The 21532-nt window shown below is 61.4% G+C and carries 18 protein-coding genes; 2 read left to right on the top strand and 16 right to left on the bottom strand.

Features of this window, described 5'->3' with window-relative positions; all coding sequences use genetic code 11:
- The first annotated feature begins 23 nt into the window (after positions 1 to 23).
- Positions 24 to 1886, top strand: coding sequence for a bifunctional O-antigen ligase/aminoglycoside phosphotransferase family protein (locus tag AC193Q_RS22720; protein ID WP_095667708.1), 1863 nt, complete (start codon positions 24 to 26; stop codon positions 1884 to 1886).
- Positions 1886 to 3103 (top strand): acyltransferase family protein, encoded by a 1218-nt coding sequence (locus AC193Q_RS22715; protein ID WP_121183378.1) that lies wholly within the window; start codon positions 1886 to 1888, stop codon positions 3101 to 3103. Before AC193Q_RS22720 ends, AC193Q_RS22715 begins: the two co-directional genes overlap by 1 nt.
- An 18-nt stretch (positions 3104 to 3121) precedes the next feature.
- Here the strand turns inward: AC193Q_RS22715 and AC193Q_RS22710 are convergent, their stop codons facing one another.
- The 16 genes from AC193Q_RS22710 to AC193Q_RS22635 form a co-directional block, all read right to left on the bottom strand.
- Positions 3122 to 4006 (bottom strand): glycosyltransferase, encoded by an 885-nt coding sequence (locus AC193Q_RS22710; protein ID WP_108184357.1) that lies wholly within the window; start codon positions 4004 to 4006, stop codon positions 3122 to 3124.
- A gap of 14 nt (positions 4007 to 4020) precedes the next feature.
- A complete protein-coding gene (locus AC193Q_RS22705; RefSeq protein WP_095667709.1) occupies positions 4021 to 5175 on the bottom strand; it encodes a glycosyltransferase family 4 protein in 1155 nt (384 codons plus the stop codon).
- Entirely contained in the window at positions 5172 to 6608 is a 1437-nt protein-coding gene (locus AC193Q_RS22700) for a PIG-L deacetylase family protein (RefSeq protein WP_483878811.1), read from the bottom strand. The genes AC193Q_RS22705 and AC193Q_RS22700 overlap by 4 nt, the downstream gene beginning before the upstream one ends.
- An 8-nt stretch (positions 6609 to 6616) precedes the next feature.
- Positions 6617 to 7513, bottom strand: coding sequence for an antimicrobial resistance protein Mig-14 (locus AC193Q_RS22695; protein WP_239778602.1), 897 nt, complete (start codon positions 7511 to 7513; stop codon positions 6617 to 6619).
- Positions 7513 to 8643, bottom strand: a complete 1131-nt coding sequence (locus AC193Q_RS22690) for a glycosyltransferase (RefSeq protein WP_047290942.1) — start codon at positions 8641 to 8643, stop codon at positions 7513 to 7515. The genes AC193Q_RS22695 and AC193Q_RS22690 overlap by 1 nt, the downstream gene beginning before the upstream one ends.
- Complete coding sequence (locus tag AC193Q_RS22685) at positions 8627 to 10384, bottom strand: carbamoyltransferase family protein (RefSeq protein ID WP_041065832.1); 1758 nt, start codon at positions 10382 to 10384, stop codon at positions 8627 to 8629. The genes AC193Q_RS22690 and AC193Q_RS22685 overlap by 17 nt, the downstream gene beginning before the upstream one ends.
- A 171-nt stretch (positions 10385 to 10555) precedes the next feature.
- On the bottom strand, positions 10556 to 10891 hold the full coding sequence (locus AC193Q_RS22680; protein WP_483878810.1) for a YceK/YidQ family lipoprotein: 336 nt from the start codon (positions 10889 to 10891) through the stop codon (positions 10556 to 10558).
- A 213-nt stretch (positions 10892 to 11104) separates the two neighbouring features.
- Positions 11105 to 12556 (bottom strand): lipopolysaccharide kinase InaA family protein, encoded by a 1452-nt coding sequence (locus AC193Q_RS22675; RefSeq protein ID WP_483878809.1) that lies wholly within the window; start codon positions 12554 to 12556, stop codon positions 11105 to 11107.
- The gene (locus AC193Q_RS22670; protein WP_483878808.1) at positions 12556 to 13308 is read right to left on the bottom strand and encodes a lipopolysaccharide kinase InaA family protein; all 753 of its coding nucleotides are present in this window, start codon (positions 13306 to 13308) and stop codon (positions 12556 to 12558) included. The genes AC193Q_RS22675 and AC193Q_RS22670 overlap by 1 nt, the downstream gene beginning before the upstream one ends.
- Positions 13305 to 14039 carry a lipopolysaccharide kinase InaA family protein gene (locus tag AC193Q_RS22665; protein WP_483878807.1) on the bottom strand — a complete coding sequence of 245 codons (735 nt, stop codon included), beginning with the start codon at positions 14037 to 14039 and terminating at the stop codon, positions 13305 to 13307. Before AC193Q_RS22665 ends, AC193Q_RS22670 begins: the two co-directional genes overlap by 4 nt.
- The gene (rfaP, locus tag AC193Q_RS22660) at positions 14039 to 14845 is read right to left on the bottom strand and encodes a lipopolysaccharide core heptose(I) kinase RfaP (protein ID WP_483878806.1); all 807 of its coding nucleotides are present in this window, start codon (positions 14843 to 14845) and stop codon (positions 14039 to 14041) included. The genes AC193Q_RS22665 and rfaP overlap by 1 nt, the downstream gene beginning before the upstream one ends.
- Positions 14846 to 15967 carry a glycosyltransferase family 4 protein gene (locus AC193Q_RS22655; RefSeq protein ID WP_483878805.1) on the bottom strand — a complete coding sequence of 374 codons (1122 nt, stop codon included), beginning with the start codon at positions 15965 to 15967 and terminating at the stop codon, positions 14846 to 14848.
- The gene (gene waaC, locus AC193Q_RS22650) at positions 15967 to 17028 is read right to left on the bottom strand and encodes a lipopolysaccharide heptosyltransferase I (protein WP_121183358.1); all 1062 of its coding nucleotides are present in this window, start codon (positions 17026 to 17028) and stop codon (positions 15967 to 15969) included. Before waaC ends, AC193Q_RS22655 begins: the two co-directional genes overlap by 1 nt.
- A 1-nt stretch (position 17029) precedes the next feature.
- Positions 17030 to 18064: a lipopolysaccharide heptosyltransferase II gene (gene waaF, locus AC193Q_RS22645; RefSeq protein ID WP_047290935.1), complete on the bottom strand. Its 1035-nt coding sequence runs from the start codon at positions 18062 to 18064 to the stop codon at positions 17030 to 17032.
- Positions 18065 to 18369: 305 nt separating this feature from the next.
- Positions 18370 to 21309: a bifunctional [glutamate--ammonia ligase]-adenylyl-L-tyrosine phosphorylase/[glutamate--ammonia-ligase] adenylyltransferase gene (glnE, locus tag AC193Q_RS22640; protein WP_483878804.1), complete on the bottom strand. Its 2940-nt coding sequence runs from the start codon at positions 21307 to 21309 to the stop codon at positions 18370 to 18372.
- Positions 21306 to 21431 (bottom strand): hypothetical protein, encoded by a 126-nt coding sequence (locus tag AC193Q_RS22635; protein WP_256198919.1) that lies wholly within the window; start codon positions 21429 to 21431, stop codon positions 21306 to 21308. Before AC193Q_RS22635 ends, glnE begins: the two co-directional genes overlap by 4 nt.
- Between the last annotated feature and the right edge of the window lie 101 nt (positions 21432 to 21532).

The following is a 21532-nucleotide window of genomic DNA, read 5'->3' as shown; positions in this document are numbered from 1 at the left end:
ACCTCAGGAATGAATCTCACAGCATGCAACTTCGCGGCTTCAGCGGTACGTCCAATCGAGTTTTCGATTTCATTAGCCTGTGGATACTCCCCACCGGTTATTTCCTGCTCCTGTGCGCGCTGTTCTTTTTGCCGGGTCGAAGCCTTCATCACAAGTTGTTCTACGGGCTGTTCAGCATTCCGACACTGATCGCACTGTGCCTGCGCCCGCGTGAGCTCAAGGAGCTGCTGCGCGAGCCGGTTTTCGTCGCGGTCCTGCTGTTCGCTGCTTGGGCTTTGCTCAGTCTCGCCTGGGGGCCAGGCGGCGAGCCGCTCGGCGGAATGTTCAAGCCGCCACTGCATACCTTGCTGCTGTTTGCCGGCTGCTACCTGCTGGTGCGCTACCGTAGCGACATCCTGCAACCCTTGCTGTTCGGCGCAGCGCTGGTCGCCCTGATTGCTACCACCATTTTCCTGTTCATGTTCGCCCGGATTTATGAACCGGGGATGCGCCTGATTGGCGGCGGCGCCTTCGATAACCCGCTGCTCAGCTCACACCTGTTCGGGTTCTTCAGCGCCTACTGGCTGAGTGTGACCATGACCTGCAAGCGCCGCCAGATGATGTGGCTCAGCGTCCCGGCGATGGCCGTCATGTTCATGGCGGTGATCGGCACCGGCTCCAGAACACCACTGGTGGCTCTGACCATGGCTGCGTTGTGGCTGTGTTTCATTTGCTGGAACCGACGCTCGGTAGGGTTACTGATCGCGCTGGTCCTGAGTGCCGCGACCGTTCTGACCCTGTTTGCGCAGATGATCATTGAACGTGGCGATTCCTACCGCCTGGAAATCTGGCAGAAAGTGCTGCACATGATTGCTGATCACCCCTGGATCGGCCATGGCTACAGCGCCAGCCTGGCTGTCGACCCCGGCAACGGTGTCAGTTTTCAGGAGCCGCACAGCTTTGTCCTGGGGGTTCTGTATTACGTCGGCATCATCGGCCTGCTGCCATGGCTGTTTTTCCTGCTATGGGGCCTGCTGAGCAGTTGGCGTCAGCGTGTACAGCCCATGCTGATCATTGCTTCGACCTGGCTGATATTCGGTATCGGCGCAGGCCTGACGGAAGGTGGCGGGATCATTTCGCGGCCCAAGGAGCACTGGTTCCTGCTGTGGATCCCGCTGGCACTGATCGCGGCGCTGAGCATCAATCAACGCGCGCGGCGCCTGTTGACCCTGCCCGTGCAAAAGCTGTCGGTGACAGGCCTTGAGCAATTGAGCCGCGAAGCCCGGATCATCGAAGAAGACGGCCTGGGCCCGAAAGTCCTGTGCCTGAACGATGGCAGCTTCCTCAAACTGTTCCGTCGCCGCCGCTGGTACACCTCCGGCAGCTTCAACCCCTACTCCGAGCGGTTCGCAGTCAACAGCGAACAACTGCGCCAGATGGGGATTCCCACCCCGCAAGTATTGAACGTTTACCGTCTCGATGATGGCAGCAGTGCCGTGCATTACGCACCGTTGCCTGGCCACACCCTGCGTCAGGTGCTGCAGGGCATTACCGCCCCGGCGGTACGTCAGGCGTTGATCGAACGCTTCGGCAAATTCATGGCGCAATTGCATGAGAAAGGCGTGTACTTCCGCTCGCTGCACCTGGGCAACGTACTGGTACTGGAAGATGGCGAGTTCGGCTTGATTGATCTGGCCGACCTGCGCATCTACCCGACCCCGCTCAGCCTTTCGATGCGTCAACGCAATTTGCGTCATATGCAACGTTACACTGTCGACAAACGCTGGCTGTTCGAGGATCACCTCGATGCCCTGCTCCAGGGATACGCTGTGACGGCGTCCAAATCCGCAGTTGAAAATCTGCACAGGCAAGTGCTGGCCGGCAACACCCCGGCCCGAGTTCAGTGATGATCGAAACCAATCCTCTTATTGCGCTGGCAGCCTACCTGCTGGCCATCGTCACCTCCGCCCTGCTGTTGCGCGCGGTGCCGAAAATTGCCCGGCACCTGCAGCATTCCGGCGAAAGCCGCTATGCCAGCATCGACGGTCTGCGCGGCTATCTGGCGTTTGGTGTATTCGTGCACCATTCGATCATTACCTGGATCTTCTTGCGCACCGGCGTGATCGACTTCCCCCCGAGCAACTTCTATTCGATGCTGGGCCAGGGCAGCGTCGCGCTGTTCTTCATGATCACCGGGTTCCTGTTCTGGAGCCGCTTGCTCGCGCAGGGCCGCAACCACGACTGGCTGGCATTCGGCGTTTCGCGGGTTTTCCGCCTGTACCCGCTGTACCTGCCATTGATGCTGCTGGTGTTCGTCTCGATCTTCCACTTGCAGAGCTGGCAATTGAAAGAGCCGGGGCTGGAACTGTTCAAGCAGGTGCTTGCGTGGCTGACGTTCGACCGCCCGGACATCAACCAGTACCGACACTCCGGCATGCTGATATCCAACGTCACCTGGACGCTGGCCTATGAGGTGTTTTTCTACCTGGCACTGCCACTCGCCGGACTGGTGTTCATCTACCGCGGCAACTGGTTGCAGGTGGTGCTGTGCCTGATCGGCATCTACGCGCTGTACCAGATCATCGGTTGGGAGCATTCGCTGAAGAAGCACTTTCTGGCGAGCTTCCTCGGCGGTATTGCCGCCGCGTACTGGATTCGCCGCCCGGCGCTCGTGGCATGGAGCCAGTCACGCCTGGCGAGCATCATCGCCGTGCTCGCGCTGGTGGTTGCGTTCACCGCGTTCAGTCGGGCGTTCAAGACTGCGCCGCTGTTTTTGCTGACGCTGTTTTTCGTGATCGTGGCGTCCGGCAACAACCTGTTCGGCGCGCTGAAACCACGCAGCATTCGCTGGCTCGGCGAAATCAGCTACAGCACTTACCTGCTGCACGGTTTCGTCCTGTGGCTGATGGTGCAACGGCTGCCGCTGCTGCTGGATATCGATGCGCGGGAAGCTTCGGTGTACCTGCCCCTGGTGGCGGTCTGCACGTGCCTGCTGATTCTGATCAGCAGCGTGACCTTCCTCTATATCGAGCAACCGGGCATGGCTGCCGGCAAGAAGGTTGTGCATTGGTTGCGCCAGCGCCAGAAGGGCGAAAAGCGCCTGCCGGAGAAAGTCGCTCGCTGAGTGTGAGCGACCAGGACCTCAGTCCTTTTCCAGCGGAGAAAAGAGCAAGCGCCCCAAGCCGCGCCAGGTCTTCTTGTTCCAGGCCTTGAACGGGATCTGTGCCAGCAGTTCGCGGGCCAGCTTGCGATTGCGGTTGGCGGTCTTGAGGAACATCGAGTTCAGCGCCTTGAAGCGTACTTCGTCATACAGCGGATGATCGCTGAACAGCGCATAGGTGCGCAGAATGTTCTCGATCATGAAGCGATGGTTCTTGTAGGAGTTGGTAGCGTGCTTGCGGTAGCGCGCCATCACCACGTTCAAACCGTCGATGAAGTAGCCGGCGCGGGTCACTTTCAGCTCGATGTACAGGTCCTCAAGGCGAATCGTCGGATCGAAGCCACCCACCTTGTCCAGCGCCTCACGACGGATCATCAGCGTCGGTGCAGGTGGATACGGCTTGCGCTCAAGGAACATATCGTCGAAATCCAGACGGCGGAACGGCACGTCACGGCGCTGACGCTTCTCCGGGTAAAGGCTACCATCGGCGTGCATCAATTCGATGTTGCCGGCGCAGATCCCGACTTCGGGCTTGCCGTCCATGTACGCCACCTGGGTGGCGATTCTCTCCGGGTACATGATGTCGTCGGAGCCGAACGGCACGATCAGGCTGCCCTTCGAACGGGCGATAGCGCCATTGAGGGTATTGGTCAGGCCCTGATTCTGCTGCACACGAAAATCGAAACCGTACTGCGCCTGCAACGCGCTGATGCGCTCGACACTGTCGTCCTTCGAACCGTCATCGACCACCAGCAGCTCGATGTTCTTGTAGGTCTGATTGAGGACGCTGAGGATGCTTTCCTCGATGTACGGGCCGTGGTTGTACGAGGCGATGATCACCGTGACGAGGGCGTTGGCTTCGCTCATGACTTGTACTTCGCTCACGGCTGCTCCTTGCGGGCCTGCTCGAGGCCAGAGTCGATCAGGTCCAGGTATTGCTGACGGAACACCTCGATGTCGTGTTGTTCCTGCAGGTAGCGATAAGCCTGCTCGCCCTTGGCCTTGAGTTCTTCATCCGATAGCGCGAGATAGTTGTCCAGCGCGGCGACCAGACTCGGTACATCCTTGGGTGTAATCGCCAAGCCACCGGCGCCTTCGATCAGCGGCAACATGGCCGGCACATTCGAGGCGATCACCGGCAGGTGTCCGCTCATGCCTTCGAGCAAGGCCAGGCCGAGGCCTTCGGCCAGCGAGGGCATGGTCCAGATGTCGAACGCACGCACGTATTGCAGGGCGTTTTCCTTGAACCCCAGCAGATGCGCACGGCCGCTCAAGCCCAGTTGCTCAATCTCCGCCGCCAGCGGCGCTTGCAGGCGTCCGGCACCGATAATTGCCAATTGAGTGTTCGGGTATTTGTCTTTCAGCGCGGCGAAAGCTTGCAACAGATAGGTGTGGCCCTTGACCGACACCAGCCGCCCCAGCGCGCCAATCAAACGCACATTCGGGTCGAGGCCCAACAACTCGCGGGCTTTGTCGCGGCTGTGCTGCAAGCCTTCGGCCTGCTCGATGTCGATGGCATTGGTAATGGCGTAGGTGTTCTGGTCGGTGAAGCCGCAATCGCAATCGAGCAGGTACTGTTTGACCGCCGGTGACACGCCGACAAAGCGCCAGTGCCGATCGATCAGGCGCTGGGTCTGACGACGTCGGTAAAAGCGGTCGTATTCGCCGAAACCGTGGGAGATGCCAATGCACAGCGGCACCTTCAACCAGCGGTTGAGCGCCAGCATCATGTTCACCGGCTTGAAGCGGTTGCAGATCACCACATCGAACTTTTCCCGACGGCAGAACTTGTACAGCTGCCACATCGCCCGCAGGCGCATGCCTTTGAGCGACTTGTCGGAAAACTCGAAGTACACCGAACGGTCAGCCCGGCTCACCGGCTCGCCCGGCCCCGGTTTGCCGCGCAGGAACGCCGCCGTGACTTCATAGCGATCAGCCGGTAACGCCTTGACGATCTGCTCGGCCAGGTCGGCGAAATCATGGGCTTTGACGTTGTAGTCGGGTTGCAGCTGCAACACCTTGGACCGTTGACTCATGACTCTCCCCGCTGATCGCCCGGTTCACCGTGCTTCAATAACCAGAACAATTCCTGGCGTCTGACCGCTTTTCGAAAAAACTCGTTTTCGCCGTACACCGACGCGGCCCGCCCGGCGAGCACACGCTGGATAACTCGGCGCAGGCGCCGCTTGAACGGTGCCGGCGGCTGCAGGTCATGCATCATGCCCAGCGCCATGGCCTTGTCCCGCTGCAACTCGATGGACAGCGGCAGGCACAGCGGCTGCATCGGCACCGCCGCATCGAAGGCCGGCGGCAAGGCAATGCCCTGCCCGGTGTTGCCCATCGGCCAGCGGTCGTTGTCGTGCAAATGGTTGGCGTAACCGAGCAACGTCGGCTGCCAGTCCAGACTTTGGAGCGCCTGCAAAACCGCTTGCTGGGCGCAGACATGATCGGGATGCGGATCAAGGGTCGGGTGCGGCAACACAATCACGTCCGGACGGGCGCGCAGCAGCACTTCACGCAGGTCGGCCAACAGGTTGTTCCAGGTCGGCGCACCATCGGCGTCGCCCGGCAGAGTGAACGGATTCAACTGACGAAACAGGCGCGTGTCATTCAAGTCCGCTTCGCGCGAACCTACTGCCTGATTCGGCGCAGCTTGCATCGCGGCCAGTTGCAGACAAAAGTAACCGAGCTGCACGCAGTGTTCCTGCGGGACACCGGCCCAACGCGGCACGGCGAGGCTGTCCCAGGCGCGCAACCGGCCCTTGAGCCGCGCCGCCTCGACCTTGTTCATGCCCATCTGTTGATAGTGTTCGGCTTCGATTTCGCCTGCGGTCAGGGTAACGATCCAGGCTTCGTCGGCCTGACTGTACAAGCCATAGGCCGCCAGTTCGGCGTCGTCGGCGTGCGGGGCAATGACCATCACCCGCTGACGACGGTAATCAGGCTGTTCCAGCGCCCACAACACCGGTTCGCCGAACACCCGGCAAAAGCGCCCGCGCAGGCGCAACTGGCCTTGCGACAGAGCTTGCGCCTGACCGCTGAGATTCAGATAGCGCAGGCCATTGACCCCGCGCTCGAAGGTTTGCGCATCCGGATTAGTCCCGCCGAGCAGTTCCACGCGCGGATCAAAGAAGCGTCCGAGCCAACTGCTTTTAACCTTTACCGCGAGGATCAACGTCGCTTCGTCGACCAGCATCACACCTTCATCCAGACGCAATTGTTCGCCGTTCAGATGCACCTTCGGCTGCGGTGTAAACGGCGGAAAGCTGTACTGGTAATCGTCTTTCGGCGAATAGAACAGGTGATCGGCAAACCACGCTTCATGGGCGACCCAGCCAAGCACCGCGAGCACCAGCGGCAACCACCACGCCACCAGCACCCCGAGCGCGATCAACACGATCAGGGCGATCAGCAAGGTAATGCGTTTATTGCGCCGATGACGCTTGAGCAGTTGCTGTTTGCGGCTCATGGGCTGACTCATACGGTGAACACCGGCACAGGATTGCACCAGCGATCCTTGTATTCACGGTCGGCGCGACCGAAGGAAAACCGCAGCGGCTTGTTCAGTGCTCGCGCGTGCTCCCAGGCGCTTTGCGTATTGAGGAAGCTCAACACACTGCCAGGGCTGAATTCGCGGGTCTCGGGGTCGACGCCGCCGTTGATGTACTCGACGCTGATCCACTCCGGCGCTTCGACGCGGTACACCAGTTGAATGGCGATCGGCGCATCATTGAGGAAAATCACCGAACCGATCAACAGTTCGCGCAGCAGCTCGATGACGTCGGCCATGCGCGCCGCGCCGGTGGCCGGAAAGCCCCAGCGGCGCTGGAACAGATCACAGTAGATCGCCGCCAGTTCGGCACTGGAAAACTCACTGACCGGACGCACCAGTCCACCCGCCTCTTCCAGCAAGCGCAGTTCGCGGCGCTGGTTGTAGCGAAACTTCTTCGACAATTCTTCGGGGGTGCGGGCCATGGCCAGTTGTTCGGTCTGCAACTTGAGGCCGCTGAAGCGGTTTTCGTTGAGCGCCGACAGATAGCGGGCGCGATGGCGCAGCGGCGCCTGGGCATCGGCGGCGGCCGGCAGGATCAACTCGGCATTGCCGAGGTCGAACAGGCCTTTCTTGCCGTTGCGCTTGAGCACGTCTTTGGACAGCGCCAAATCACGGCCCCAGGTCGGGATTGCCGCTTTGACTTCGCCGTCCTGCTCCCAGGCCAGATAACGCACCGGGATACCGGCCAGATCCGCCAGGCGTTCGACCACCAGCGGATGGGTCGCGACACTGCCGCCAAAACGCTGCCAGGCGCTGGCATAGGTGGAGGCGTCAACGGGCGACCAGCCACGTTCGCGCCAGCCTTGAAATCGGTTGAGCATCAGCCCCTCGGTGCCAGATCGGTAACTTGCGGCAGACGCCAGAAGGTGTCGCGCACCGCACGGTCGGAGAAACGCTCACGCAGACGATCGAGCATCAGCTCGGCGCACTGCCGGCGTTGCTGATCATCCATACCGGCCAAATGTTGCAGGCCTTGGGCAAGGTGTTCGGCATCGCCCAGCGGAAACAGAATGCCCACGCCTTCGACCACTTCCTTGGCCCCGCCACAGGCAGTGGCGAGCAAAGGCACGCCGGCGGCCATGGCTTCGAGCAGCACCATGCCGAACGGTTCGTGATCGGAGCTCAGGGCAAACACATCGAAGGCGCGGAAGTAATTGCGCGCGTCCGGCACCTGACCGAGAAACAACACCCGATCACCGATGCCCAGTTCGCGCGCCAGTTCCTTGAGGTCCTGCTCCAGACGGCCCTTGCCGAGAATCACCAGCTGACTGTTGCCCGGCAGACCCGGCAACGCGGCAGCAAAACCGTGCAGCAAGGTGGCCTGATCCTTGTCCGGGTGCAGCCGTCCAACGTTGCCGACAATGAACGCATCAGCCGCCAGACCGAGGGTCTCGCGGGCTTCGTGGGCTGACACCTGACTGGCCTGCAAGGCCGGCACATCGATGCGGTTGTACAAGGTCTGGATGCGGGTCGACGGCCATTTCGGCAGGCAGCGCCGCATGTCGTCGCGCACGGCATCGGAGACGCCGAGCAGGCTCAGGCGCTTGCGGAAAATGTGCGCGAACAGCTTGCGCGTGCCGCGTTTGTAATCGTCAAACGCATGGTGCACGCCAATCACCGGCAGCGACGTGCCGAGCAAGGCGATGTAGATCGGCTTGAAGCGATGGGCGATGCAGAAACTGAAATTGCGTGAAGCGGCGATCTTGCGCAAATCGCCGATGGCGCCCAGCTTCAGGCCACGAATGGCCTTGGAGCTGTATTCCATGAACAACACTTCATCGGAAGCACACGCTGCGGCCACCTCGCTATCGGCGGCCCCGGTCAGAAAGACCGTGGTCACCCGATAACCGGTGCCCGCGAACAGGCTGGCGTACTGCCGTGCGCAGTCGAGGAACGGCCCGTCATAGCCGTGACAGAACTGCAGCACATGGCGTTCAGCCGAGCGAGTCATAAGCGTTTGCGCCCTCTTTGACCACCAGAATGTCTTCCATGATCAAGTACTGAAGATCGGAACCGAAGAACATGTTCAGGGCATCGGTCGGCGAGCAGATCATCGGTTCACCACGACGGTTCAGCGAGGTGTTCAGCGACACGCCGTTGCCGGTGAGATTTTCCAGCGCCTTCATCATGTCGTAGTAGCGCGGGTTGTATTCGCGCTTCAGGACCTGGGCCCGGGAAGTGCCATCTTCGTGGACAACTTCCGGCACGCGGGTCTTCCACTCTTCCGCCACTTCGAAGGTGAAGGTCATGAACGGCGCCGGGTGATCGATCTTGATCATCTGCGGTGCAACGGTGTCGAGCATCGACGGGCAGAAAGGCCTCCAGCGCTCGCGGAACTTGATCTGGTGGTTGATGCGATCAGCCACACCGGCCACGCTCGGGCAACCGATGATCGAACGACCGCCCAGTGCACGCGGACCGAACTCCATGCGGCCCTGGAACCAGGCCACCGGGTTGCCATCGACCATGATTTTGGCGATCTGCTCCGGCATGTTGTCGAGCTTGCGCCAGGTCGGTTTGTTCTCGTGACGGGCGCACGCGGCGATCACGTCTTCGTTGCTGTAGGACGGGCCGAGGTAGACGTGTTCCATCTTCTCGACCGGCACGCCACGGGCGTGCGACACATAGGCCGCGGCACCGACTGCGGTGCCGGCGTCGCCGGATGCAGGCTGTACGAACAGCTCTTTGACGTCGTCACGGGCGATGATTTTCTGGTTGAGCTTGACGTTCAACGCGCAGCCACCGGCGTAGGCCAGCTTGCCGGTTTCCTTGAGCACGTCGCCCAGGTAGTAATCGATCATCTGCAGCGCGATTTTTTCGAACAGTGCCTGGATGCTGGCGGCGTAGTGGATGTACGGCTCGTCGGCGATGTCGCCCTCGCGCTTGGGACCCAGCCACTCGATCAGTTTCGGCGAGAAGTAGTAACCCTTGCCCTTCTCCTTGTAGCGACGCAGGCCGATCACGTTGGCGTAGTCAGTGTTGATCACCAGCTCGCCGTTCTCGAAGGAAGCCAGGCGCGAGAAGTCGTATTTGCTGGCGTCGCCATACGGCGCCATGCCCATGACCTTGAACTCACCGTCGAGCATGTCGAAGCCGAGGAACTCGGTGATCGCGCCGTACAGGCCGCCGAGGGAGTCCGGATCGAAAAATTCCTTGATCTTGTGGATCTTGCCGTTTTCGCCATAGCCGAAGAAGGTCGTGGCGTACTCGCCCTTGCCGTCGATGCCGAGGATCGCGGTTTTCTCTTTGAAACCCGAGCAGTGGTAGGCGCTGGAGGCGTGAGCCAGGTGGTGCTCGACCGGCTCGATCTTGATCTTCTTCGGATCAAAGCCCAGTTGCTCCAGGCACCAGACGATCTTGTTGCGATAACGCTTGTAGCGACGGTTGCCCATCAGGATCGCGTCGAGTGCACGATCCGGGGCGTACCAGTAACGCTTGGCATACTGCCAGCGGGCCTTGCCGAACAGGCTGATCGGGGCGAACGGAATCGCCACCACGTCAACGTCGGACGGCTTGATGCCGGCCTGTTCCAGGCAGAACTTCGCCGATTCGTAGGGCATGCGGTTCTTTGCATGCTTATCGCGGACGAAGCGCTCTTCTTCAGCCGCCGCCACCAGCTTGCCGTCGATGTACAAGGCGGCTGAAGGGTCATGGCTAAGGGCGCCGGACAGGCCAAGAATCGTCAATGCCACAGGGTCTAGCCTCTTTAGTCTGCATTCAGGCGCGATGCGCCTTGAAAATTGATGTGCCCTCGCACCGGGCGAGAGACAGCTAAAGGGCGGGATTATAGCGTAAACGTGGCGGGAATGACCCTGTGCGAATTGCCCTTGGTGAATCGGCCCGGTGAAACCTTGCTTTCACACTCAATAACCGCCCGCGCGCCAATAGATACCGGGATTGCCGTCACTGGCTTGGCGGTAAATCGTATACGGCAACACCACCGTATCCAGCACCCCGGACAACGGCAGGTCGAGCAGCACGAACGGCTCCAGGACGCCGGATGGGTCTGGGGACGCGTGGAGTACGCAGACGTCGAACGCCAGCCCGCTGTAGCTCCGTGGAATCGACTGGCAGTAGGTTTTCTGTTTGCGCAGGTCGCGGGCGACGTCAGCGTCCATCTGCAATACCAAGGCGGCAGTGCCGGAGCCGGATAAAAGCCATGCGCAGGTGCCCAGTGCTACAGCGCTTTGGATGCTCAAGGTTTGCCCTCCGAAGTGGTCAGGGCAAGCTGGCATCGGGGCTGGAACGGGCACAGCTCATGGCTTCTGGAGAAGCTGCGGGACACGTCAGTGGAGTTCGTCCGCTGTTGCTTAACCGGATTTTTTTGGGGCTTTAAAGCCCTATCGCGAGCAGGCTCACTCCTACAGGAGAATGCTTTCCCATGTGGGAGCCAGCCTGCTGGCGAAGGCGGCTCATGCCGCGCTGGAGATGTCCTTGGGCAACCGCTGATCGATCACCTGATACAACGCGCTGCTCTCGGGCCAGTTGCGCATGAACCGTGCCCGATCCCGTGCATAGGCCGCTGCGAAACTTCCGACAGAGCCGTGCTGACACATCGAATCCAGGTCGATCAACGCCCAGCGACCTTCCTGCCAGAACAGGTTATGCCCCTTGAAGTCGCCATGACTGATGCGCTCGGCAATCAATCGGGCGAACAGTTGATCCAGCGCCTGCAGCTCGGATTCCGGCGCCGCACCGCTTTCAACATACGGCGCAAAGCGCTCGATGATGTCCGGCCCCGGCAGAAACTCGGTCACCAGATAGGCGCGACTGCGCAGCCACAGAAAGCGCTTTTCCAGCACCGCCAGCGGTTTCGGTGTGGCGATACCGAGGAACGCCAGGCGATTGCCTTCACACCACGAGTGCCAGGCGCGGCTCGGGCGCCAAAAGCGCTTGAGCCAGTGCGCAAAGCCTTTGATGTTGTAGCGCTTGATCACCAGCGTGCGCCCGGCCACTTCGACCTTGCCAACACTCGCCGCGCCGCCGGTCTTGTACAGATGACCCTGATCGAGCAGCACATCGGCTTGATCCAGCACCGGCAGCATGGCTGCCTCTTCCTCACGACGGACTGCCCGCAAGCCAAACGCACCGCGCTGCACACTGAACAATGTGCACTCGCGGCCCACCTTGATCAGATAATCCTTCAGGCGCCAGGCGCGCACCTTGGCGATCTGTTTCTGCAGGGCTTCCAGCGGCAACGCATGCTCGCTGTTGCTCAGCAGGTAATGCACCAGCAATTCCTCGATGAACGGCTCCAGTGACTTGGGCAACTGGGCGAAAAACACCCCGAGGTTTTCCAGCACCTTGTGCCGCGACAACGGCTGACCGGCGGTCTCGGCACAGATCCCGGCACCGTCGATCAAGTACAACTGGCCGCCCTGGCGCAGCAGGTTGTCGAGGTGCAGATCTTCCTGCCACAGGCCTTTGCCATGCAGTTGACCGATAGCGCCCAGTGCCTCGGCCAGCACCGCCGATTGCTCGTCCGCCAGCACCGGTAGCGATTCGACCTTCTGCCAGGCATCACCGAGGCTTTCGGCACCCTCAAGGAATTCAAACAGCAGCCAGCCGCCCTCGCCGTCCTTCAGGCCATCCGCCAACAACAGCGGCGTGGTCAGGCCTTGTTCGGCGAGCAGCTTGACGCCCGCCAGTTCACGCTGAAAATGCCGCGCAGCCTTGCTGCCCACCAGCAACTTGGCCAGCACCGGCCGACCGCGCCAGACCCCGGCGCCGACATAACGCTGCCCCGGCAACACCCGCAGCAGGCTCAGCAACTGCAAATCCGCAGGACCGGCCGCATCAGCGAGGCTGATCGTCAGCGGCAGATTCGGCGCACGCCCGGCGTTTTTCAGTTCGGACAAGCGCATCAACGGGTCTCCTTGCGACTGCGCCGTGCGGTCAGGCGCGAAACCCAGCTGCCGACCAGTGAACTGTCGACAGGCTGATCGAGGTACGCCGCGAGCAATTCGCGCAATTGCGCCTCGCTCCATTCCGGCGCGCGACGCAGCAGCGGCTCCAGATCCTTGACCCGATCGCGCATGCCGAACAGCAGGGGCCGGGTCTTTTCCAGGTCGATCAACTGCGCCCGATAGGCGTCGCCCTCAGCCTGCAAGAAAATGTGCTTGGGATAAAAACAGCCGTGCACCTGACGCACGCCGTGCAGCTGGCGCGCCAATTGTCCACAGGCCTTGAGAATCGCCGAGTGCTGCGCGGCGGTCAGCTCGGACCAGCGTTGCAACAGCGAGTCGAGATCATCCCAGCCGTCGAGGGCACGGGTCAGCAGGATCGCCTGAACATCGCCCTTGACCTTGCGCTCGCCGAAAAACGCCGCTTGCAGCGCAGGAATTCCCAGCTTGTTGTAGCGGCTGATGTTGCGAAACTCACGGGCGAAACTCGGCTCGCCGAACGGCGCATGCAAGGTGCGGGTCAGGTAATTGCTCTGCCGCTTGAGATAGTAGGCCCGCCCTTCCAGCTCCAGGCGAAACACGCTGCTCCAGCCACCGCCATCGGTGTTCGGTTCGTCCACGGCTTCGAGCTGCTTGGCCCAGAGCGCGTCGAAAGTGCCGAGGCCATGACGCTCAAGCAGCGCCCGGTCTTCAGCAGCCAGGAAATCAGTCATTCGCGTCCCTCGAAAAATCTCACCACGTGGCGAATCCGTTTCTTGTCGGCGGCATTCAGCCGATCACGTCCGCGGTATTGCAGGTAAAAGCGCAGGCGCTGGGTGTTCGACAGGTGATATTTGGCCACTTTGTCGAGACAGGCCAGATCCTTGGTGATCCGGTATTTGAGCCAGAAGCCGCGCCAGAAATCGCCGTTCGGGCAGTCGATCAGAAACAGCTGCGCCTGATCGTCGATCAGCAGGTTGCGCCACTTCAGATCGTTATGGGTAAAGCGGTGGTCGTGCATGGTTCGCGTATAGCCGGCCAGTTGCCGGCTGATGCCATCAACCCACAGGCGATCCTTGAGTTTCGGATCGTTGCGTTCGGCCAGCGCCGACAGGTCTTCGGTGCGTGGCAGCTCACGGGTGATCATGGCGCCACGGTTGTACGCCGCGCCCCGCCGCTCCAGGCCCCAGGCCACCACTTCTGCCGTGGGAATGCCCCACTTGGCGAAGCGCTTGAGGTTCTGCCACTCCATCTTCACCCGCGGCTTGCCCAGGTAGCGGCGCAAACCTTTACCGGCGCCGACGTAGCGCTTGACGTAGTAATTGACGCCGTTGCGCTGCACGCGGATGACTTCGGACAGCGGATCACGGGTCAAACGCTCGCCCCGCAGGGCAAACACCGCTTCGAGGCTGCCAAAGTCTTCGGCCAGTTCATTGTATTGCGGTTCAAGCTTCCAACCCGCCATCAGAGCGCATCCCCGTATCGCTGTTTGCGCGCATAAAGCTTGTTGGCCTTGCCTTCGAGCCAGCTCAACAGCGGCGCTTCTTCTGCCAGGATCTGCCGCAGCGGTTGCTGGAAGTAGCCCTTGAGGAAACGCAACTTGTCGCGACGGGTCAGGCCGATGTCCAGCGCCGAGAAATACAGCGCGGCCAGATCCTTGTTGCGCCAGCGTTGCGTGATCTTTGCACGGGTCTGGGCGCGGTGCAGGTCGATCACCGAGAGCTTGAAATCGTCCGGGGTGACCGGTTTGTCGGTGTGCAGCAGGAAGTGGCAGATGTAGCAGTCGCGGTGGTTGACCCCGGCGCGGTGCATCATGCCGGTCATGCGTGCCACTTCAGCGATCAGCGCGCGCTTGAGTTTCGGCTGCGGCGGGTTCCTGACCCAATCGATGCTGAAATCTTCGAGGCTGACGGTCGGCGCCAGCTCTTCGGTGACGATGAACGAATGCTGATCCGCCGGGTTGCTGCCCTTTTCGCCGTAAGCCACGGCGGTCATGGTCGGCACGCCGACTGCCTGCAAACGCTGGATCGCCTGCCATTCCTGCCCCGCGCCGAGCACCGGCAGCTTGGCGGTCAGCAGGTTCTTGAAGATCTCGCCCCAGCCGATGCCCCGGTGGATCTTGACGAAAAATCCGTTGCCTTCGACTTCCGTGCGCAGCGTGCGTCGAGCTTCCAGCTCGCGATAGACCTCGCCCTGCAAGCCTTCGACTTCGGCGAACGGGTCGCGTCCGGCCCACAGGCTCTTGAACGGTTCAGCCAGCATCAACTTCATTTAAGCGTGCTCCGCCAGAATCACATCGGCCGCGTGCTGCGGCATGCTGTAGAGGTCGGCCGTCTCGGCGAAGGCCAGACCATTGCGGCTCCAGGCCGCGCGTGCAGCGTCGTCACTCAACATGTCAGTCAGGTACTGCGTCAGTTGCGCCTGCTCAAACGGTTCGTCCAGCACGCGCCCGGCGTCCGCCTCGGCAATGTAATGGGCATAACCGCAGACCGCGCTGACCAGCACCGGCAAACCGGCGACCAGCGCTTCGAGCAGCACGGTACCGGTGTTTTCGTTGTACGCCGGGTGGATCAACAGATCGGCGCCGAGCAGGAACCGCGGGATATCGCTACGGCCCTTGAGGAACGTCACGTTATCGCCCAGACCCAAAGTTGCACTCTGCATCTGGAACAATTTGGGGTCATCCTGGCCGATTACAAACAGCCGGGTGCGTTTCTTCAGCTCGGCGGGTAATGCCGCCAGCGCCTTGAGGCTGCGATCGACGCCCTTGGTCTTGAACCCGGAGCCGATCTGCACCAGCAGCAGTTCGTCGTCCTTGAGGTTGAATTCGGCGCGGAAACCGGCGCGAATCTGGTCGGCATCCGCCGGCCGTCGACGATCTTGGGCGATACCCGGCGGCAGCAGATGGAAGCGCTCAAGCGGCGTGTCGTAATGCTTGATGAACAGCGGCTGCTGCACTTCGGAAATCATCAGCACTTCGGTTTTCGCCTCTTTGGCGAACACCGCGCGCTCGTACTCGGCGAAGTGGCGATAGCGGCCCCAACGGCGATACAGCGAATGGCGCAGGTTCTGCGCCTTGTCTTCGAAGCAGCCGTCGGCGGCGTAGTAGACATCCAGCCCCGGCATCTTGTTGAAGCCGATCAGCCGGTCCACCGGACGCTTGGCCAGATCCGCTTCCATCCACGCACTGAGCTTCTCGTTGCGCCGATGGTTGAAGAACGCCTTGACCGGCGCCACCAGCACTTCGAAACCGGGCGGCACGTCGCCTTCCCAGATCAGGGTGTAGACGCGAATCTGGTGACCGCGCTTCTGACATTCGAGGGCGATGCGCATGAAATCGCGCTGCAAGCCACCGAACGGGAAATATTTGTACAGGACAAAAGCCAATTGCATCAGCGCAGCTCCTCAGCCATTAACAACGTGCTCAGACGGCTGGCGACACGCTCGGGATTTACACGCGTGAAGCACAGAGGCTGCTCGCGCTTGAGGTCAAACTGACGGGCATCCTGCGCAGTCGGTTGGTAGGTACATTTCTTTTGCAGGCACGGGGCGCAGGGGAAATCACTGGCCATGTGAATCTGCACCTTGCCGTAAGCGCCGGTCAGGCCCGGGTTGGTCGGGCCGAACAGCGAAATCGTCGGCACATCCAGCGCGGCGGCAAGGTGACCAAGACCGGTGTCCACCGCCACGCAGGCCTGCGCACCGGCCAGCACTTTGCCGACCCCGGCCAGATTCAGCTTCGGCAGCACTTCGGCGTGCTTGAAACCGGCGGCAATGCGTTCGGCGCGGGCCTTCTCCTGCGGGTTGCCCCACGGCAGCTTGACCCCGACGCCCAGATAGCCGACGCGCTCGGTCAGCTCGCGCCAGTAGGCTTCCGGCCAGTGCTTGGTGTCCCACGTGGTGCCATGCAGGAACACCACAAAGGCACTCTTGCGCGGCAATTCCACCAGACGCTCGACGTTGAGGCCGTAGTCGCCCAACCCTTTGGGCAGGTCATAACCAAGGGCGATGGCGAACAGCTGACGCACCCGTTCGACGGCGTGTTGCCCACGGGCCACCGCCAGTTTGCGATCATAAAAACGTGCAGCGATCGGCTCGCGCGCCGAGCCTTTGTCGAGACCGGCTACCGGAGCTTTGACGTAGCGCGTCAGCCAGGCACTTTTCAGCAGGCCCTGAGCGTCGATCACCAGATCGTATTGGCTGGCGCGCACGCTTTGCTTGAAGCGCTTCCACTCGCCGCTCTTGAGGGTCTGCCAGAGGTTCTTGCGCCAGCGACGGATCGCCACCGGGATCACCTTGCCGACGGCCGGGTGCCACGTCGGGATCTCGGCGAAGCCTTCTTCCACCACCCAGTCGAACGTGATCCCGGGGATGGCCCGGGCCGCGTCGGTCAGCGCTGGCAACGCGTGAATCACGTCGCCCAGCGATGAAGTCTTGATCAGCAATACCCGCAACTTAATGAACCTCGACCACAGAGCCCTGCAGTTTCTGCAAGGCATCGTTGACCGCGTCCGGCATCAGCTGGCGCAGGCAGTTGTAATGGCCGAACCGGCAGGTACGGTCGAAGCACGGGCTGCAATCCAGACCCAGCCGAACGATTTCCACGTGCTCGGCCAGCGGCGGGGTGAAACCCGGCGACGTCGAGCCGTAGACCGCCACCAATGGACGGTTCAGCGCCGCCGCGACATGCATCAGGCCGGAGTCGTTGGAGACCACCGAATCGGCACAGGACAGCAGGTCGATGGCCTCGGCCAGCGAGGTGCCGCCGCTGAGGTTGACCGACTCTTCACGCAGGCCGGGAATCAGCCGTGCGCGGATGTCTTCGCCCACCGCGTGGTCGTTTTTCGAGCCGAACAACCACACCTGCCAGCCTTCGCGAATCCGCGCTTCGGCAACTTTGGCGTAATGCTCCGACGGCCAGCGCTTGGATTCGCCGAACTCGGCACCGGGGCACAGGGCCAACACCGGACGGTCGAGGGTCAGGCCGAACTTGGCCAGTGCCGCTTCGCGGGTCACCGGATCGATTTGCAGGCTCGGACGTGGATACGGTTTCGGCAGCTCGGCGTTCGGCTCGTAAGCCAGGGCCATGAAGCGCTCGATCATCAGCGGATAACGTTCCTTATCCAGCGTGCGCACGTCATTGAGCAGGCCGTAGCGGAATTCGCCGCGCCAGCCGGTGCGCTGCTTGATGCCGGCGAAAAACGGCACCAGCGCCGACTTCAGCGAGTTCGGCAGCAGGATCGCCTGATCGTACTGGCCGGCCAGGGATTTGCCGATTCGCCGACGCGTCGCCAGTTCCAGCGCGCCATGGCCGAGCGGAAAGCTCAAGGCTTTGCGCACTTCAGGCATGCGCTCAAGGATCGGCCGGCTCCACTCGGGGGCCAGCACGTCGATTTCGCATTGCGGGTGGCGCTGTTTGAGACACTGAAACAGTGTCTGCGCCATCACCATGTCACCGACCCAACTGGGCCCAACGATCAGAATATTCATGTGGTTTCCATAAACGAACCGGGGAGGCATTTACGCCTCCCCGCCTCGAGAATCACTGAGGGAGCGGCGCTGCTTGCGATGGGTCATTACCTTCAACATGACTGTCGACTGTCACTCCGCTATCGCGAGCAGGCTCGCTCCTACATGGTTTGTTCGTGTCTCAATCTGCAAATCACCACAAGTCCCTGTGGGAGCGTGGCTTGCCCGCGATGAGGCCATCACATCTGAAAGTGACGGTGGCTGACACTCCGCCATCGCGGGCAAGCCCGCTCCCACAAGGTATTCGATGCTTCAAATATCCGGTTTCAGCTTAGCCCCAACTCTTTCCAGATCCGCAATACCTGCCGGCGCTCCTCGACAAACTGGTCGCCTGCAATCACCCCGGCGTCCTTCTGCAAGGCCTGCCGGTGGGCGGCGGAGCGGTAAGCCTTATAGGCTTCGCGCAACAGGCTGGCGTCTTCGGCGGGCATCAGCCCTTCGTGTTCCAGCTCTTCCAGAATGCGGATGTTATCGGTCCAGCGCAGCAATGGCGGGTGGCTGTGCGACCACGCCAGGGCCGCGTATTGCACCATAAATTCAATATCGACGATACCTCCGGCGTCCTGCTTGAGGTCGAACGGCGCCGTGGCCTCGAAGGCATTAGCCGCCGTACCGGCCGCGGTGCCCTTGGTGCCGAGGTTGTCGCGCATCTTGGCGCGCATCTCGCTGACTTCCTGTTGCAATTTCGCCAGATCCCGCGCTTTACCCAAAACCTGCGCCCGGACCTTCTCGAAGGCCTGGCCGACATCCTGACTGCCCACCAGCACCCGCGCCCGCACCAGCGCCTGATGCTCCCAGGTCCAGGCTTCATTTTCCTGATAGCGCTCGAAGGCACCGAGTGAACTGACCAACAGCCCCGACGCGCCGGACGGGCGCAAACGCATGTCCACTTCGTACAACTGACCGGAGTTGGTCTGCGCCGTCAGCAAGTGAATGATCCGCTGCCCCAGCCGGGTGAAGAACTGCGCGCCATCGATCGGTTTCTGCCCGTCGGTTTCCACCTGCGGATCACCGTCATGGATGAACACCAGATCCAGGTCCGAACCATGCCCCAGTTCCAGCCCGCCGACTTTCCCATAACCGACAATGATGAAGCCCGGATCGCACAAACTGCCGTCAGTGCGCAGCGGCGTGCCGTACTTGGCCACGGTCTGGCGCCAGGCCAGCGCCAGCACTTGCTCGAGAATCGCTTCGGCCAGCCAGGTCAGGTAATCGCTGACTTTCATCAACGGCAGGCTGCCGGCGATTTCCGACGCGGCGACGCGCAAGCGGTGCGCGAGCTTGAAGTGACGCAGCGCCTCCATCTGCTGTTCGAGGTCGTCTTCGGGAATCCGCGTCAGCCGTTCGCGCAGCTCGGCGGCCAGTTCTGGCGCCAGGGGCGGCTTGAACAGGCGACCTTCGTTGAGCAACTCGTCGAGCAGCAGCGGGAAACGGGTGATCTGCTCAGCAATCCACGGACTGGCCGCGCACAGCGTCAGCAAGCGCCGCAAGGCGCCGGGGTTTTCCGTCAGCAACACTAAATAAGCCGAACGCCGCGCTACCGCTTCGACCAGCGGCAGCACTCGCTCCAGCACCAGATCCGGGTTGTCATGTTCCACCGCCTGAGCCAGCAGACGCGGAATAAACGCATCAAGACGTTCGCGACCCAGGCGCTGCATCGCGCGCAATTGCGGGCTGCCACGCAAACTGGCCAGCGCTTTCAGGGCTTTGCTCGCGTCCTTGAAGCCGCCCTCTTCCAATTGTCGGCAAGCGGCCTCCTCATCCTGCGCCTCTTCCCATAGCGGCAACCACTCACCACCGACCACCACTTCGCAGTCGGCACCCTGTTCTTCATCGGGATCGGCGATCACCTGCGCGAAGTGCCAGGCCACGCGGCCACGCCAGAACATCAGTTTTTCGTGGAAGGCCTGCCAATCGGCGAAACCGAGCATAAAGGCAATGCGCGCCTGATCCTGAGCGCCGTCCGGCAACATCTGGGTCTGGCGGTCGGCAATCGCCTGGATCGCGTGTTCGGTGTAGCGCAGGAACTCGTAGCCTTCGCGCAATTCACTGATCACTGCCGGCGGCAGATAGCCTTGCCCTTCCAGCGTGCTCAATACCTTTAATAGAGGACGCTGCTGCAGGCTCAGATCGCGCCCGCCGTGGATCAACTGGAAAGCCTGGGCGATGAACTCGACTTCGCGGATGCCGCCGGAACCCAGCTTGATGTTGTCGGCCATGCCCTTGCGCCGCACTTCCTGCTGGATCAACTGCTTCATGGTGCGCAGCGCTTCGATCGCCGAGAAGTCCAGATAACGCCGATAGACGAAGGGGCGCAGCATGTCGAGCAACTGCGCGCCGGCAGTCTGATCGCCGGCCACCACCCGCGCCTTGATCATCGCGTAGCGTTCCCAGTCGCGGCCCTGATCCTGGTAATACTGCTCCAGTGCATTGAAGCTCAGCACCAGCGCGCCGGACGAACCGTACGGGCGCAGGCGCATGTCGACGCGGAACACGAAGCCGTCGACCGTCATCGGGTCGAGGGCCTTGATCAGGCGCTGACCGAGACGAATGAAGAATTCCTGATTATCCAGCGCGCGTTTCACGCCGACGGTTTCGCCGCCCTCGGGGTAGGCGAAGATCAGGTCGATGTCCGACGACAGGTTCAACTCGACCGCGCCGAGCTTGCCCATGCCGAGGATGACCATCTGTTGCGGCAGACCGCTGCGCCGACCGGTTGGCGTGCCGAACTGATCGCAGTGGCGACGGTACAACCATTGATAAGCCTGATCGATGGTGGCGTCGGCCATGTCTGAAAGATCGCGGCAGGTCTGTACCAGATCAGCCTGGCGGTTCAGGTCGCGCCAGATGATTCGTACCTGATGGCGAGCGCGCTGGCGACGCAGGACACGACCGAGTTCATCTTCGCTTTGCGCGGTGTTCACGGCGGCGGCAATCTGCGCGCAGAGTTCACCCGGCGCGTACGGCCGGTCGAGTTCGCCGGACTGCACCAGCGACAGCAACATCAAAGGGTCACGAACGCTCTGTTCAATGACGAAATCGCTGGCGGCACCGACGCGGGCGAATTGCGCCCAACGCTCCGGTGTCCAGGTCGACAAGCCGTGATCGCCTTCAAGGGAGGCGACGGCCGTACGGAACGACTGCTCGGATCGAGTGACCAACGGCAGGAGAATGGCGGGGAGTTCAGCGAGCACGGGCAGGGTCATGGTCTATCCTTGATCGGCGTGTAAATGGCCGCTTGTAGTGTTTGATGAAAACCCGCTACGCGAAGGACTGTCGAACAAAAGTTAGAAATAGCTGAAATTTCTTCTTCTTTGGCATCCAGCATCAAACTTTCACCTTTTTCGGATGGTAATCGACCAACCTTAACGATTATTCTCACAACGCAGTCGGAGGCCACAAGCCTTTCCTCTGTAGTTTTACTACTCG

The sequence above is a fragment of the Pseudomonas sp. F2 genome (assembly GCF_057174385.1).
The sequence above is the reverse complement of the archived record's forward strand: the minus strand, read 5'-3'. Positions and strand labels throughout refer to the sequence as shown.

Bases quoted from the DNA above. Each gene is read 5' to 3' on its own strand.
- AC193Q_RS22695 (WP_239778602.1), bottom strand. From the start codon at position 7,513: ATGCTCAACCGATTTCAAGGCTGGCGCGAACGTGGCTGGTCGCCCGTT.
- glnE (WP_483878804.1), bottom strand. From the start codon at position 21,309: ATGACCCTGCCCGTGCTCGCTGAACTCCCCGCCATTCTCCTGCCGTTG.
- AC193Q_RS22675 (WP_483878809.1), bottom strand. From the start codon at position 12,556: ATGCGCTTGTCCGAACTGAAAAACGCCGGGCGTGCGCCGAATCTGCCG.
- AC193Q_RS22655 (WP_483878805.1), bottom strand. From the start codon at position 15,967: ATGCAATTGGCTTTTGTCCTGTACAAATATTTCCCGTTCGGTGGCTTG.
- AC193Q_RS22690 (WP_047290942.1), bottom strand. From the start codon at position 8,643: ATGACTCGCTCGGCTGAACGCCATGTGCTGCAGTTCTGTCACGGCTAT.
- AC193Q_RS22720 (WP_095667708.1), top strand. From the start codon at position 24: ATGCAACTTCGCGGCTTCAGCGGTACGTCCAATCGAGTTTTCGATTTC.
- AC193Q_RS22710 (WP_108184357.1), bottom strand. From the start codon at position 4,006: ATGAGCGAAGCCAACGCCCTCGTCACGGTGATCATCGCCTCGTACAAC.
- AC193Q_RS22705 (WP_095667709.1), bottom strand. From the start codon at position 5,175: ATGAGTCAACGGTCCAAGGTGTTGCAGCTGCAACCCGACTACAACGTC.
- rfaP (WP_483878806.1), bottom strand. From the start codon at position 14,845: ATGAAGTTGATGCTGGCTGAACCGTTCAAGAGCCTGTGGGCCGGACGC.
- AC193Q_RS22700 (WP_483878811.1), bottom strand. From the start codon at position 6,608: ATGAGCCGCAAACAGCAACTGCTCAAGCGTCATCGGCGCAATAAACGC.
- AC193Q_RS22665 (WP_483878807.1), bottom strand. From the start codon at position 14,039: ATGGCGGGTTGGAAGCTTGAACCGCAATACAATGAACTGGCCGAAGAC.
- AC193Q_RS22635 (WP_256198919.1), bottom strand. From the start codon at position 21,431: ATGCTGGATGCCAAAGAAGAAGAAATTTCAGCTATTTCTAACTTTTGT.
- waaF (WP_047290935.1), bottom strand. From the start codon at position 18,064: ATGAATATTCTGATCGTTGGGCCCAGTTGGGTCGGTGACATGGTGATG.
- AC193Q_RS22715 (WP_121183378.1), top strand. From the start codon at position 1,886: ATGATCGAAACCAATCCTCTTATTGCGCTGGCAGCCTACCTGCTGGCC.
- AC193Q_RS22670 (WP_483878808.1), bottom strand. From the start codon at position 13,308: ATGACTGATTTCCTGGCTGCTGAAGACCGGGCGCTGCTTGAGCGTCAT.